Origin of the sequence: Nonomuraea jiangxiensis (assembly GCF_900099965.1) — a bacterium.
Lineage (GTDB): Bacteria > Actinomycetota > Actinomycetes > Streptosporangiales > Streptosporangiaceae > Nonomuraea > Nonomuraea jiangxiensis.
Window position 1 is genome coordinate 33,017 of the sequence record NZ_FNDJ01000030.1, and the last position, 14,316, is coordinate 47,332.

Below are 14,316 nucleotides of genomic sequence, written 5' to 3' on the forward strand. Positions count from 1 at the left end.
TCAGCCCACTCGTCCTCATCTGTCCAGCGATAATCGGCCATGCGCCGCTTCGAGATAGTAAGTGATAGCTTAAGAACATGGCGAAGGAAATTCCCTCCAGCGAGGAGGTCGCGGAGATCCGCCGCGTCGTCGTCCGCCTCTCGCGCCGGCTGCGTGCCGAGCGCGGCGCCGACGCCCTGAGCGCCAACAAGATCGCGGTCCTCGGTCATCTGCGGCGCAACGGCCCGATGACCGCGGGCGCGCTCGCGGCGGCCGACCGCCAGCGGCCCCAGTCGCTCACCAGGGTCTTCGCCGAGCTGGAGGACGAGGGCCTGATCACCCGCAGCGCTGACGAGAGCGATCGACGCCAGATCATGGTCGACATCACCTCGGCCGGTCGTGAGGCGCTCGTTGCCGACATGGCCGACCGGGACGCCTGGCTGTCCTCGGCCATGGCCGCTCTCACTGAGACGGAACGCGGGGTGCTCCGGCTGGCCGCCGCGCTGATGGAGCGCCTCGCCGCATCCGCATGACGCCTCGCCCGGGGGCGCGGACACCGCCAAGGGCGGATTATCCGCAAACTTGACCCTCGCAAAAGGGGCGGATTACGTCGATGTGGATACCTATACCGTCAGGCCGTGCCGCGAATCCGGGGATTGCGGGGCAACGGCCGGGCGCGGCCGCTGCCTCGGGGGGAGCAGCGGCGGCGCCGCCTGATACCGGGCCGGGCAGACGGCTGTTCTGCCCGGCCCGATGACCGTCCCTCGCACCCCCACCGCCCACCGGGGCACCCGGACGGTCGAGATGCCCGGTGGCGAGCGCGCGTTGTTCCCGGCGGACACCCGGGCGGCGGCATTGCGGCGGACGAACGAACCCGCTGAGGCGTGACGGCGGCTCATGTTCTCAACGACCCGGGGGCCGGGGGCGATCGCGATGGCCGAAGTCGTGGCTTGGGCGAAGGATGGGCTCGCCCTGGTGGCCGTGACAGCCGCATCAGGCCACGAGCTGGGGGCAGGTCCCCCTTGAGTGAAAGCACTTGGCACGGAGGAGAAGGGACGATGACCGAACCGCACCAACGGCTGATGATCAATGTACGCGCCGAGCCACCGCCACAGGTCGTGGCCCTGCGAGGCGCCCTGGACTGGACGACCGCCGCGGACGCGGAGCGCGTACTGGACAGAGCGTTCCAGGCCCAGCGCGAAGGCGAGCTGATCATGATCTTGGACCTGTCGGAGCTGCGGTTCTGCGACTCCACCGGCATCAGCTGCCTGATCCGGATCCAGCAGCGGATCGACGAGGCCGCAGGCACGCTGGTCGTGGCCGGTCTCCAGGGCAAGCCTGAGGAGTTGCTCCGCAGGACAGGCGTCCTCGGCCGCGCGCTCGACGCGTACCCGAATCTGGACCTGGCCAGGCAGGCGCTGGCGCGCCAGGCTTAGGGACTTCCGAGCTACGGGCGCGGGCCACAAACTTGAACTATTCCAGAATAGTGGTATATGTGGTTTGTATGGCGTCTGACTTCGAGGCGCAGTTGCGAGCGGTCTCGTTGCGCGTGACCCGGCCGCGGCTGGCAGTGCTGGCCGCGCTGCGCGATCACGCGCACGTCGACACCGACACGGTGATCGCCCTGGTACGGGCCGAGCTCCCGAGGGTTTCCCACCAGGCGGTGTACGACGTGCTGCGTGCGCTCACCAAGGCCGGTCTGGTGCGGCGCATCGAGCCCGCCGGTGCGACGGCCCGCTACGAGTCGCGGGTGGGGGACAACCATCACCACGTGGTGTGCCGCTCCTGCGGTGCGATCGCGGACGTCGACTGCGCCGCCGGCCACGCCCCCTGTCTCACCCCCTCGGATGACCAGGGTTTCACGGTCGACGAGGCGGAAGTCGTCTACTGGGGCACCTGCCCCGACTGTGTGACCGGACGCATTGCCCGGTGACCCGGCAGTTCGGAAGGAAGCTATATAGATGAGCGACACCCAGGACAACACCCCTACCAGCGCGCAGGGCGTGGACCAGAAGGCGGCGGCCGGCTGCCCGGTCGCCCACGACTCCGTGACCGCGCATGGCAGCGAGAGCGAGAACCCGGCGATCGACTCGCCGACTCCCAAGACCGGCGGTCGTCCGCGTACGAACCGGGACTGGTGGCCCAACCAGCTCGACCTCTCGGTGTTGCGCGCACACTCGTCCAAGGGCAACCCGCTGGCGGAGGGCTTCAGCTACGCCAAGGAGTTCGAGAAGCTCGACGTCGAGGCACTCAAGCAGGACATCATCGAGGTGCTCACCACCTCCCAGGACTGGTGGCCGGCCGACTTCGGCCACTACGGCGGTCTGATGATCCGGATGAGCTGGCACGCCGCGGGCACCTACCGCATCCAGGACGGCCGCGGCGGGGCCGGCGACGGCGCCCAGCGTTTCGCCCCGCTCAACAGCTGGCCCGACAACGCCAACCTCGACAAGGCCCGCCGGCTGCTCTGGCCGGTCAAGCAGAAGTACGGCCAGCAGATCTCCTGGGCCGACCTGCTCGTGCTCGCCGGCAACGTCGCCCTGGAGTCGATGGGTTTCCAGACCTTCGGCTTCGGCTTCGGTCGCGAGGACGTCTGGGAGCCGGAGGAGATCTTCTGGGGTCCGGAGGACGCCTGGCTCGGCGACGAGCGCTACGTCTCCGACACCGAGATGGTGCCGCACTTCGGCGCCACGGAGATGGGCCTCATCTACGTCAACCCGGAGGGTCCTCGCGGCAACCCGGACCCGGTCGCGGCGGCGCACTTCATCCGCGAGACCTTCGGGCGGATGGCGATGAACGACGAGGAGACCGTCGCCCTCATCGCCGGCGGCCACACGTTCGGCAAGACCCACGGCGCTGGCATCGCCGACGACCACGTCGGGCCGGAGCCCGAGGGCGCGCCGCTGGAGGCGCAGGGGCTGGGCTGGCTGAGCAGCTACGGCACCGGCAAGGGCGGTGACACGATCACCAGCGGTCTCGAGGTGACGTGGACCGACCGGCCGACGCAGTGGAGCAACCGGTTCTTCGAGATCCTCTTCGGCTACGAGTGGGAGCTCACCACGAGCCCCGGCGGCGCGAAGCAGTGGGTGGCCAAGGACGCCGAGGCGATCATCCCGGACGCCCACGACCCGTCGAAGAAGCACAAGCCGACGATGCTCACGACCGACCTGGCGCTGCGCGTCGACCCGACGTACCAGAAGATCTCGCTGCGCTTCATGGAGCACCCGGACGAGTTCGCGCTGGCCTTCGCCAAGGCCTGGTACAAGCTGCTGCACCGCGACATGGGTCCGGTCAGCCGCTTCCTCGGGCCGTGGGTTCCCGAGCCCCAGCTGTGGCAGGACCCGGTGCCGGCCGTCGACCACGCGCTCGTGGGTGACGCCGACGTCGAAGCCCTCAAGGCGAAGGTCCTGGAGTCCGGCCTCACGACCGCCCAGCTGGTCTCCACCGCCTGGGCCTCCGCCGCGAGCTTCCGGTCCACCGACAAGCGCGGCGGCGCCAACGGCGCCCGGCTGCGGCTCGAACCGCAGCGCAACTGGGAGGTCAACCAGCCCGAGCAGCTCGCGAAGGTCCTGGACACCCTTGAGGGCATCCGGCGCGAGTTCAACGACGCCGGCGGCGCGAAGATCTCGCTCGCCGACCTGATCGTGCTGGCCGGCTCGGCCGCCGTCGAGAAGGCGGCACGCGAGGCCGGCGTGGCGGTGACGGTTCCGTTCCGTCCGGGCCGCACCGACGCCACGCAGGAGCAGACCGACGTCGAGTCCTTCCGCGTCCTCGAACCACGGGCCGACGGGTTCCGCAACTACCTGCGTACGGGGGAGAAGACCCAGCCGGAGGTGCTGCTCGTCGACCGTGCCTACATGCTCAACCTGACGCCGCCGGAGATGACCGTCCTGGTCGGCGGCCTGCGCTCCCTCGGAGCGAACTTCGGCGGCACCCGGCACGGCGTGCTCACCGACCGGCCGGGCGTGCTCACCAACGACTTCTTCACCAACCTGCTCGCCCCGGGCACCCGGTGGAAGGCGGCGGAGTCCGAGGAGCACGTGTACGAGATCCGCGACGTGGCCACCGACGAGGTGAAGTGGACCGCCACCGCGGTCGACCTCATCTTCGGCTCCAACTCGCAGCTGCGGGCCCTCGCGGAGGTCTACGCCAGCCAGGACGCCCGCGACAAGTTCGTGACCGACTTCGTCGCGGCCTGGACCAAGGTCATGGAGCTCGACCGGTTCGACCTCGCCTGACCCGTCCCAACCGCACGAGCCCGGTCGGCCCACCGCGATCGACCGGGCTCGTCCGGCTGCGGCTCCGCGACGTGCGCCGGATTCATCCGGGCACCCTGGCCGGTAGGTGGAACGACCACTACTCTGGGCCGTGATGAGCGTTGATGGGCTGCTTCCAGGCGACCCGAAGCACATCGGGCGTTATGTGATAACCGGGCGGCTGGGAGCCGGTGGGCAGGGCGTCGTCTACCTGGCCGACGCGCCGGACGGCACCCGGGTGGCGTTGAAGGTCATCCATGCCGAGGTCGGCTCGGAGGCCCGCCGCCTGTTCGAGCGCGAGTTCGCCGTGCTACGGCGCGTATCCAGCTTCTGCACCGCGCAGGTTCTCGACGCCGATGTGACGGCCGACCCGCCGTACATCGTCAGCGAATACGTCGCCGGCCCGTCTCTCCATGCCTTCGTCGCCGAGCACGGTCCCATCACGGGAGCCGAGCTCGACCGGCTCGCGGTGGCGACGGCCACGGCTCTCATCGCGATTCACCGCGCGGGCATCGTCCACCGCGATTTCAAGCCGCAGAACGTCCTGCTCGGGCGCGACGGCCCGCGCGTCATCGACTTCGGCATCGCCCGCTTCCTCCAGGACGGCGCCGCCGTCGCCAGCGCCCACGTGGGCACTCCCCGATACATGGCTCCCGAGCAGATCCTCGGGGAGCGGTTCGGCCCCGCCGCCGACATCTTCGCCTGGGGCGCCACCCTCGTCCACGCCGCCACCGGTCGCTCCCCGTTCGAGGCCGGCTCACTGCCCGCTGTCCTGTATCGCGTGCTCCACGAGCCGCCTGACCTCGGCTCCCTTCCGGGGCATCTCCGCTCCCTGGTGGAGCGGTGCCTCTCCAAGGATCCCGCCGACCGTCCCACGGCATCCGAGCTGCCGCTGTCCATCATGGATGTCGGTCTCGGCCCCCGGGCCGAGCCACCTCCCGGCGTACGAACGGCGGCGAAGTCCCCGAGGCGATTACGCCGGACGCTGTCGGCCTCCGGAGCGATCGTCACCGCGGTCACCCTGGCGGCGGGGACCCTCTGGTGGGCGAGAGCACAAGAGACGACGACGGTCACGGAGCCCACGACGGCCGGCGAGCCTCCGGCGTACTCCCTGGCGGCGGCGGGGGCGGCACGTACGGCCTTCGAAGCGTGGTACAGCCTCGACTACACGGACTACGACGGCGGAGCACGGCGTACGCTGGCGAGCCTCTCCGGGGTGGCGGCGCAGGACTACCAGCATCTGATCGGCAATTCCAAGAACGCGGTGACGGCCGCCAAGGCGAAGCAGACGGCACGGGCGACCGCCGCGGGAATCGTCTGGGCGTCGCCGGAGCGGGTGTCGATCATCGTGACCGGACTCAGCACCATCACCCAGAACGGAACTCCGGTGAAGTCGGAGGATCCCCTGCTGTTCGCCGAGATGGTTCCCGCGGGCGGCGGCTGGAAGATGGACTACGCGCGGACCACACCGTCCGGCTCCGCCGCTCCGGCCGGCGCCGCCTGGCCCTCCGCGGAGGTGCGGCGGATGGCCGCCGATGCCGCCCGCTGCCAGACCGAGGCCTTCATCAACGGGCCCCGCCTGGAGGAGCGCCCCGACTTCTTCGATCGGTGCACCACGGGACGGGCCGCGCGGTGGTGGCGAGAGCTGGCCGCGGTCCCCGACGACCAGGTTCCCGACTGGTGGAGCTGGCAGTACCGGGACATCGGTACGGCCTTCGAACGGTTCGACGGACCCGATTCCGCGACCCTCATCCACCTCGGGGACTCGGCCAAGGCCCCCGAGCACAAGGTCGTGGCCTATCGGCTGCACCTGCGCCGCGTAGGCGGGCGATGGAGGCTGGAGGACGTCACGTCCCCCAAGGACAACCGGTCCATGTTCGAGCGGCGCCCGCAATGAGGCTGATCGCCCCACTCCGACCGGGCGATCCCGCGAGGATCGGGAGATACCGGCTGCTCGGACGGCTCGGCGCGGGCGGTCAAGGCGTCGCCTTTCTCGCCGTGGGGGACGACGGGCGGCAGGTCGCGGTCAAAGCGCTCCCCCGGATCTCCGGCGAGGCCGCCCGGCGGCGCATGGCGGCCGAGCTCGACCTGCTCCGCAGGGTCTCCGGGTTCTGTACGGTCCAGGTGCTCGACGCCGACCCGGCCGCCGATCCGCCACACCTCGTCACCGAATACGTCCCCGGGCCGTCGCTGGCCGAACTCGTCCAGCGCGAGGGCCCCCGTCGCGGCGAGGCGCTGGAACGGCTGGCCGTCGCCACCGCCACCGCGTTGACGGCGATCCATCGCGCGGGCGTCGCCCACCTCGACCTGACCCCCGGCAACGTGATCATGGGCCCGGACGGCCCCCGCGTCGTCGACTTCGGCCTTGCCCGCGCCGTCGGCGGCCCCGCCACGGACGCCGACATCGCCGGCACCCCCGCGTTCATCGCGCCCGAGCAGCTGGCCGGAGATCCGCCGACCACCGCCGCCGACGTCTTCTCCTGGGCCGCGACGCTCGCCTACGCCGCCACAGGCCGTCATCCCTTCGGCGACGACGCGGTGCCGGCCGTCGTCTACCGCGTTCTCCATCGGGAACCCGACCTGGGCACCCCCGCCGAGCTGGGCGGGTTCCTGCGCGCGATCCTCCAGGCGTGCCTGGCCAAGGACCCGGCTCTCCGCCCGTCGGCCCAGGAGCTCCTCTATCACCTTGCCGACCGTACCCCGATGAAGTCCGCCGGGGCGCCGGCACGAGGGCGGGCCTGGAAGCGGGGATGGGTCGTCGCGGTGGCAGCGGTCGTCGCGATCGCGGGTGGGGCCGGTGCGGCGGCATGGAGGGGGTGGCCCGGCGAAGGCGGCGGACCGGCGGGCGTGGCGACGCGGGACGCGCTTGCGCCGCCGCCGCTCTACGCCCAGCAGGCCGAGGAGGCGGCACGGCGGGCGTACGGGATCGTCAACGGCTTCGGCTACCGGACGCTTGACGAGAACCTCCAGGCGGTGGACGAGGCGACCACCGGACGCGCGAACGTGGAGTACACCGGCCGGCTGCGAGACCAGGCGCAGCGGATCCGCGACGGGAAGATGGCGCGGGAGGCGGTGGCCGCAGAGAGCGGAATCGTCGCCGCGCGTACTGATCGGGTCGTGGTGCTGGTCTGGGGCCAGATGGTCACGACCGGCGATGCCCCCGGCGACTACCGGCGCGGCGGGGTGGTCATGGAGATGCGCAGGGTCGTGACCGCGTGGAAGCTGGACCACGTCTGGCTGGCGAATCCGCGGCCGGATTCGGCCGAGATGACCACGGGGGAGTGGCCGTCCGGCCGGGCGACGACGCTGTTGTCGGCCGCGTCCGGCGACGGTGTCCGCGCCGTCGCCCTGGACGCGGTCACCCCGGCGGGCGCACGGGTGTTCCGCCTCGGTACGGACGGGACCGTGAGCAGGCTCACCATGGTTCCCGCCGGCGGTTCTTTCCGGGTCGAGAGCAGCCGGGAGCTTGGAGCGTCCTGAGCCGGGACGTTACGACGTCAACCACGTGGTGAGGGCGACCGCGGACTCGCGCAGAGCGTCGTCACGGCGCTCCTCGCTCAGCTGTTCGACCGTGAGCCGGAACCTCGGGGCGATGACCACGAACGCCTGGTTGTACAGGGATCGGTCGCCGACGGCGATCTCGGTGCCGCCGGACTGCGCCTTGACGCCGAGAGCGGTCAGCTCGGCGATCTCGACCTCGGGGAAGTCCTCATAGTTGGGTCGCGCCGAGGGAAGGGCGATCGTCACCGCGGCCGTGGGGACCTCCTTCCCCCACGAGCAGGTCACCTTGCCGGCGGAGTCGAACCGCCGGCCGAACTTCTTCCCCTTGATCAGCGCGCCCATGGCCGCGACCAGCCGGGGATCATCACAGTCCTCCGGAAGGGCGAACGGCCGCGCCGAGGCCGTCGGTGCCGTTGATGCCGTGGGTGTGGTCGGGGTCGGAGACGCCGTGGGGGAGCCGGTCGCGACGGGGTCACCGCCACCGCACCCTGCGAGGAGGCCACCGAGCAGCGTCATCCCTAACCAGGCCCTGGCAGTCGTCCACATGGCCCGATTATTCGAGACCGCCGGCCTTCCCGCCAGAAGATGGCTGACCTTGTCACCCTGCGTACTCCTCGTGAAGGGCGGCCTCGTCACGGAGCAGCGCGTCCGTGCCGGCGCGGTCGGTGACACCGAAGGAGCCGGCGCGCGGCCCTACGCCTCATGACTCGCGCCACGCCGCGCAATGTCAGTGGCAGCCGGTACTGTGCCGCCCATGATCGTTTCATTACCGGGACGCCCCCTGTCCAGCCCCTCCGATGTCGAGGTGGCGGCCGCGTGACACCGTGGGACGAAGTCCTCGAACGCATCGAGGCGGAGGACGACCAGCGCCTGGCAGAGTTCCTCAACGGCTTGGGCGACGCCGACCGGCGGATGGTGGCCGGGCAGCTGGCCGGCCACCTGGCCACGCGGCTGGGCGGCGCCTCCCGACGGCAGGTCATGACACGGCCCGGCGAGCCGGTCACCGGTTACCGGCTCGCCGGGGCGGCCTGCCTTGGTGGGGCCGCGCAGGTGGCGGCCTGGCTCAACCGGCGGGAGCTGCGCCGGGTGCGCGATGAGGCGGCCGACGCCGCGCTGGTCATGTCCGTGCTGCGGCGCCGTCCGCCGGAGTGGCGGCAGGACCTCGCCGTACGGCTGGTGCAGCGGCTGCGCCCACCGGCGGGCGGCATCTGGCGGCGACTGCGGGGCGAGCCGGGCTGGCAGCTCGCCGCCGCGCTGGTGATCGAGACCGGAGTCGCGCCGCCGGAGAGCGACGCGTTCGTGGCCGGCTGGGCCTGGCGGGCGGCGGCACGGCACCGGGAGAACGGCGGCCGGCCCGTCCTCGACGGGGATCCGCTGCTCGACCACCTGCTCCCGCGCCTGTTCCAGGCCCAGGGTGTGGCCGAGGCGCTGGTCGCCGACGAGGACGAGAGCCGGCGGCAGCAGCGAGAGGCGAGTCCCGGTGGCCCGGCGCACGATCCGCGATCGTGCCTGAGCATCGCCGGCGAACTGGCGGCCCTCGCCGCGGCGGGACGGCTGCCGCGCCGGACGTTGGTCGACGGCTGCGCGAGCCGGTTCCTGGTCGGCGGCGAGGATGCCGAGATCGCTCCGTTCGTGACGTTGTGGCGGCTCCTGGAGACCTCGGTGGCCGAGATCCCGGTGCTCGACTTCGTCCGGCTGCTGCCTTCGGCGGACTCACCGCTCGTGCGGCTCGTGGTGGACGAGTTGCGCCGGGCCGAGGCCGCCGGGGCACTGCCTGACGCTCTGTTCGCCGAGGCGGTCGGCGCGCTGGCGTTCCGGCCGGAGAGGAAATACGTCACGGCGGCCATCCAGTGGCTCGCGGCCGTGTCCCCGTCCAGGGGCGGCGGCGCGGTGGCCGCGCTGGCGCACGTGTTCGACGGTGATCTCCCGGCCCTGTGGGACCCCGCGGTGCGGCTGGCGGTCAAGCTGGCCCCGCACGCCGACGAAGCCGCCCGGGACACCATCCGCGAGGCGGCCGGCCGGCTGCCCGACGAGCCACGCGAGCGCCTGGCCGCCGCCTATGGCACCGTGCCGGCCGCGACGCAGCCGGAGCCGCCGGCCGCCGCGAAGCTCATCGCGCCCCCGCCGCCCGTGCTCGCGCCGCCCCTGACGTCGGCGGCGGAACTGGCCGCCGAGCTCACCGGCCTGCGCTGGCCGGAGGACCCGAGCCAGTACGAACGGATCCTCGCCGCCATGGTGGAGCTGGCCCATCGTGACCGCGAGGAGGTCGTGGCACTGCTGGCACCCATGTGGCGCGGTCATTGGGGGCACCCTGACAATCCCCTGCCCCACGCCTACCTCAGCAACGACCGCACCACCCACGCACTGCTGTCACGCTGTGTCCTGGCGCTGGCCTATCCGGACTACAGCCGCCGGCTGACCACGGCACTGGCCGAACGCGCCGACCCCGCCTACCCCGACGCCGTGCTGCCCCACCGCCTGGTCCTGCGCCGCATACGGGAGATCATTCACCTGTTCGAGCGGGGCGCGACCCTCCCCGTGCTGCTGGCCACCCCGACCGCCGCCACCGGGCACCTCGATCCCGAGACCCTGCTGGACCGCATGGAGCGGCTGGGCGACGTCGAACCGCTCGAAGCCGACTTCCAGCAGGCGCTGCTCCGGCTGCCTCGGCAGGTGGACACGGCCCTGCTCGTGCGGGCGGAGAAGCTGCCCACGCGGGCAGGGCGGCGGCTGGCCGACTGGCTGCGCGACGGCGGCCTGCCCGACCCGGAGGTGCGTTGCGAGGTGGGGCAGCCCTACGGCATCAACCCCGACTTCACCTTGGGCGTATGGGCTTCGACCGCGGCGCCCGATGGCCTGCCCGACTGGCTGCGCGAGCTGTGCTCGGCACGGCCCGCCAACGGATACGCCGCCTATCCCGACGACGTGGTGTGGTGGCCGGCGATCCTGCCGTCCCATCGTGAGCTCGTGGCCGCGTACATGGTGCAGGTGCTGCCCTGGCTCGCCCGGCGCGGCGGCTCCCGCGTGGACGCCGTCGTGGCCCTGGCCCACGGCGAAGGCCCGGTGGGCAGGGCGACCGCGGTCTCCATCGCCGCCTGCCTGGCCCACCCCCGACCAGTCCAGCGCGCCGCCGCCGCCGACGCGCTGACCGTCCTGGCCGTGCGCGGGCAGCTCCCGGCCGCGGATCTCGGCTGGGCCGTCGCGCACCTGGTCCGGGTGGGCGCCGTCTCGCTCAGGCAGATCACCGCCGCCCTCGCTGACCTGGTCGCCGCCGGGGCGCATGCCGAGGTGTGCCGGGCGCTCACCACAGCCGTGCCGCTTCTCCTGCCGGCCGCGGGGGAGAAGACGCGGAGCGGGCTGGGCGAGCTCCTGAGCGTCGCCGTCCAGGCCGCGGTCCTGACGGGGACGCGAGCGGAGATCCCCGGGCTGGCGGAGCTGGCGGCGCGCAAGGGATCGAGCCTCGTCCTTCAGGAGGCTCGCCGCCTGCACAGGACGATCTCCCCGTGATGATCCATGCCGGGGCGGGCGGGTTAGGACGACCCGCGTGAGCCCGCGTGAGGTGGCCGCAGGCCGGTTCTCATGCCTGGTGGCTCGTGCCCGGTCAGTGGCACTTGCCGGGAGGGTGGGCGGAAGCGGTGGCTGACCGAGCATCCGGCCCTCATCCAGCCGGCGGTCCTACTACCGCCTCTACTACCTGGCGATCCTCGGTGTGCTGGTGTGGGTCTTCGTCCGGCATGCCGAGGTCTACGTCAAGGTCCGCCGGACCCTCGTCGCGATGATGGTTCTCGTGCTGCCGGTCTTCTGGGCGCTGCCCATGTCGCCGCCGCGGTTCGCCTTACCGGGCGTCGTCGACATCATCGCCGAACACGACATCCTGGGCGGCCAGGCCTCACGAGGGATCGAGAGCGGCCAGAACGTGTATTCGGCGATGCCCAGCATGCACGTGGGATGGTCGTTGTGGTGCGCGTATGTCGCGTGGTGCGCGCTGCGTGGCTTCCATCCGCGACTGGCGTCGCTGCCGTGGATCTTCCCGCTGGGTATGGCGGCAGTGGTGCTCACCACGGGCAACCACTATGTGCTCGACCTCGCAGGAAGCGCGGTGTTGCTGGTCGTCTCCATCGCCGTCGTGTCGGCGTGGAGCCACCTCACCGAGCGCCGGCGGGCTCGGGCACGCCTGGTCCGCCCGCACCCGGGCACCGGTCAGGCGCTTTCCTCCACGCTGCGCCGATGCCATTCCGCCAGTTCGACCAGCAGCCCGTCGGCCGCCCCACCGAACATCGCCGCCAGGGCCTCCCCGGTGTCCACCACGACGACCGTGTCGAGCAGCTCCGCGCGCAGCCTCGCCGCTCTGGGATCCCCGGCGCCGTCGGGGTCGAAGGCGGTGGCCGCCAGGAACAGGCCACCGACGCCCGCCGCGGTCGCCGCCTGGTGGGCCTGCGTGCCGAGGACGGTCGAGGCGTTGGCGGGCGCGGCCGGCAGGACCGGCTGACCGTCGCGCAGCAACAACGTGAGCGGCCGCGCCGGAACCGTCTCCGCCACCTGCCCCTCCGGCACGTGGACGCCGCCGTCGGCGTGGCGTGTCACGTCATGCGGATGGCCCCACGGCAGCCCTCTGTCCTGGTCCCGCACGCTCGCGCGAGTGAACAGACGCCCATCGGCATCGACGACAAGGTCCCCCGGCTGCCACTGTTCGCCATCAAGTGGTGTGTGCCCGTTCCTCATGGGGTGCACGCTACGCCGCGGGTGTGACAAATCTCCTGGATGGGACACCGTACTGGATCGTACGGCTGAGATCTACCGGCGACCGGCGGCGCGGAACTCGCGCGGTGTCGCGCCCGTGTGGGAACGGAAGGCGGTGGCGAAGTGCTGGGGTGAGGAGAAACCCAGCTCGGCCGCGATCCACGTGACGCTCCGGTCCGTCTCGGCGAGCAGCGTCCTGGCCCGGCGGATGCGCAGGCGCGCCTGGTGGCGGGCGGGACTCACCCCGAGCTGGGCGGTGAAGAGCGCGGCCAGGTACGACGGCGAGAGCCCGGCCTCCCCGGCCAGCGCGGACAGGGGCAGGCGCTCGGCATAGCGCGTCTCCAGCACGTTCAGCACGTGGGCCACGGCGGGGTGCAGGAGGAGCCGCCCCGCCGTCGAGCTCGGGGCGAGCAGCCTGGCCACCTCCACCAGCAGCTGCTGGGCGCTGGCCCGCAGCCCGGGGACACGCAGGGTCCGCGTCGTGGTCACCTCGCGCAGGAACGTCTCGAACGGCGTGACGGCCGAGGCCGCGTCCGCCACGAAGGCCGGCGACCGGCGCCAGGGCGCCTCGGGCAGCAGGAGCGGCGCGTCGAGGGCGGCGAACATGAACTGCCAGACCGTGTCGGCGGGCCGAGCCATGCGGTGCCCCACGTGCGGGGACACGATCAGCAGCCCGTACGGCGGCACCTCGTACTCGGCGTCCCCGACCCGCCACCGCGTCGGGGGACCGTCCGTCTGCAGGTAGAGCTCCCACACCTCGTGGCGGTGCTCGGCGATGAACCAGGACGACGGGGCCCGCTGGTCGCCGGCGTGCACCAGGCCGGGCACGCCGGACCCGGCGAGGTGGGCGTGGAAGCCCGCGCGCAGCCCGGCGGGGCGGACCACCCCGCGATCGTGTACGTTCTCGCCGTTCTGGTGAACGCCCCGGGCCACGGCCCGCCCGTACCGTTCCGTTCCATGACGACCTCGAACGCTGCGCTGGACCATCTGCTCCCCACCGACGAGGACGTGGAGTTCTATCGTGCCCACGGCTACTGGATCTCCGCGCCGATCGTGCCCCCCGAGGTGCTGGACGCCGCGGAGGCGGGCATGGCGCGGCTGTACGCGGGCGACACCGACCGGCCGTTGCCCGGCGGAGCACCCCTCGGCGGCTGGCGGCCGGAGCACGGCGAGGTGCTGCGGAAGAACGACTACGCCTCGCTCGTGGTGGACGAACTGGCCGCGCTCGTCCGCCACCCGCTGATCGCCCGGTGCGCCGCCCGGCTCAGCGGCGCGGCCGAGATCCGGCTCTGGCACGACCAGCTGCTCCACAAGCCGCCGGAGTCCGCGCTGCCCGCGCCTGGCGGCGTGAACGTGGGCTGGCACACCGACCGCCAGTACTGGCTGAGCTGCACGAGCACGGAGATGCTCACCGCCTGGGTGCCCTTCCACGATGTCGGTGAGGTGATGGGCGGGATCTCGTTCGCCGACGCCAGCCACCTGTGGCCGGACGACATGGCACTCGACTTCTTCGACCCCGACCTGTCGTCCCTGGACCGGCTGCGCGGCTCGCGTGGGGTGCGGGTCGTGGTGCCGGAGATCCCGCGCGGGGCGGTCAGCTTCCACCACTGCCGTACGGTGCACGGCAGCGGCCCGAACCTGAGCGGGCGGCCCCGCCGGTCACTGGCCGTGCACCTGCAGCCGGGCGACAACCGGCACACCCCGCGGTCCCGGCACGGCAACGACGACCTGGTACGCCGTGACCCCGAGGGCCGCCCCGACTACACCGACCCCGCCGTGTGCCCCCGACTGTGGCCCCCGTCCTGAGACGACCACGCCACCCTGCCCGCCCGGCCGTCAC

The 14,316-nt window shown here is 72.1% G+C and carries 12 protein-coding genes and 1 pseudogene; 10 read left to right on the forward strand and 3 right to left on the reverse strand.

All coding sequences use genetic code 11. The features are described 5' to 3' along the window. The first annotated feature begins 77 nt into the window (after window positions 1-77). The 7 genes from BLS95_RS43625 to BLS95_RS43650 all read left to right on the forward strand — a co-directional run bounded on the left by BLS95_RS43625 (window position 78) and on the right by BLS95_RS43650 (window position 7,715). On the forward strand, window positions 78-512 hold the full coding sequence (locus tag BLS95_RS43625) for a MarR family winged helix-turn-helix transcriptional regulator (protein WP_090945493.1): 435 nt from the start codon (window positions 78-80) through the stop codon (window positions 510-512). 220 nt (window positions 513-732) lie between these two features. Then, window positions 733-867 (forward strand): hypothetical protein, encoded by a 135-nt coding sequence (locus BLS95_RS59340; protein WP_281250104.1) that lies wholly within the window; start codon window positions 733-735, stop codon window positions 865-867. Between the two features lie 170 nt (window positions 868-1,037). Next, the gene (locus BLS95_RS43630) at window positions 1,038-1,415 is read left to right on the forward strand and encodes an STAS domain-containing protein (RefSeq protein ID WP_090945494.1); all 378 of its coding nucleotides are present in this window, start codon (window positions 1,038-1,040) and stop codon (window positions 1,413-1,415) included. A 68-nt stretch (window positions 1,416-1,483) separates the two neighbouring features. Next, window positions 1,484-1,912 carry a Fur family transcriptional regulator gene (locus BLS95_RS43635; RefSeq protein WP_090945495.1) on the forward strand — a complete coding sequence of 143 codons (429 nt, stop codon included), beginning with the start codon at window positions 1,484-1,486 and terminating at the stop codon, window positions 1,910-1,912. 28 nt (window positions 1,913-1,940) lie between these two features. After that, window positions 1,941-4,217: a catalase/peroxidase HPI gene (gene katG / locus BLS95_RS43640; RefSeq protein WP_090945496.1), complete on the forward strand. Its 2,277-nt coding sequence runs from the start codon at window positions 1,941-1,943 to the stop codon at window positions 4,215-4,217. Between the two features lie 133 nt (window positions 4,218-4,350). Further along, window positions 4,351-6,132 carry a serine/threonine-protein kinase gene (locus BLS95_RS59345; RefSeq protein WP_090945497.1) on the forward strand — a complete coding sequence of 594 codons (1,782 nt, stop codon included), beginning with the start codon at window positions 4,351-4,353 and terminating at the stop codon, window positions 6,130-6,132. Further along, a complete protein-coding gene (locus tag BLS95_RS43650; RefSeq protein ID WP_176993695.1) occupies window positions 6,129-7,715 on the forward strand; it encodes a serine/threonine-protein kinase in 1,587 nt (528 codons plus the stop codon). Before BLS95_RS59345 ends, BLS95_RS43650 begins: the two co-directional genes overlap by 4 nt. A 9-nt stretch (window positions 7,716-7,724) precedes the next feature. Here BLS95_RS43650 and BLS95_RS54900 read toward each other — a convergent pair whose 3' ends face one another. Then, on the reverse strand, window positions 7,725-8,282 hold the full coding sequence (locus BLS95_RS54900) for a hypothetical protein (protein WP_143044126.1): 558 nt from the start codon (window positions 8,280-8,282) through the stop codon (window positions 7,725-7,727). 270 nt (window positions 8,283-8,552) lie between these two features. Here BLS95_RS54900 and BLS95_RS43660 point away from each other — a divergent pair, with 270 nt between their 5' ends. Continuing rightward, window positions 8,553-11,243: a DUF7824 domain-containing protein gene (locus BLS95_RS43660; RefSeq protein ID WP_090945500.1), complete on the forward strand. Its 2,691-nt coding sequence runs from the start codon at window positions 8,553-8,555 to the stop codon at window positions 11,241-11,243. Between the two features lie 208 nt (window positions 11,244-11,451). After that, window positions 11,452-11,799, forward strand: a pseudogene (locus BLS95_RS60015) (phosphatase PAP2 family protein); the annotation flags it as partial. Window positions 11,800-11,936: 137 nt separating this feature from the next. Here the strand turns inward: BLS95_RS60015 and BLS95_RS58550 are convergent. Continuing rightward, on the reverse strand, window positions 11,937-12,320 hold the full coding sequence (locus tag BLS95_RS58550; RefSeq protein ID WP_245765653.1) for a hypothetical protein: 384 nt from the start codon (window positions 12,318-12,320) through the stop codon (window positions 11,937-11,939). Between the two features lie 210 nt (window positions 12,321-12,530). Next, window positions 12,531-13,409, reverse strand: a complete 879-nt coding sequence (locus BLS95_RS43675) for an AraC family transcriptional regulator (protein ID WP_176993696.1) — start codon at window positions 13,407-13,409, stop codon at window positions 12,531-12,533. A gap of 24 nt (window positions 13,410-13,433) precedes the next feature. Here BLS95_RS43675 and BLS95_RS43680 point away from each other — a divergent pair, with 24 nt between their 5' ends. Further along, entirely contained in the window at window positions 13,434-14,282 is an 849-nt protein-coding gene (locus BLS95_RS43680) for a phytanoyl-CoA dioxygenase family protein (RefSeq protein WP_090945504.1), read from the forward strand. Window positions 14,283-14,316: the final 34 nt, after the last annotated feature.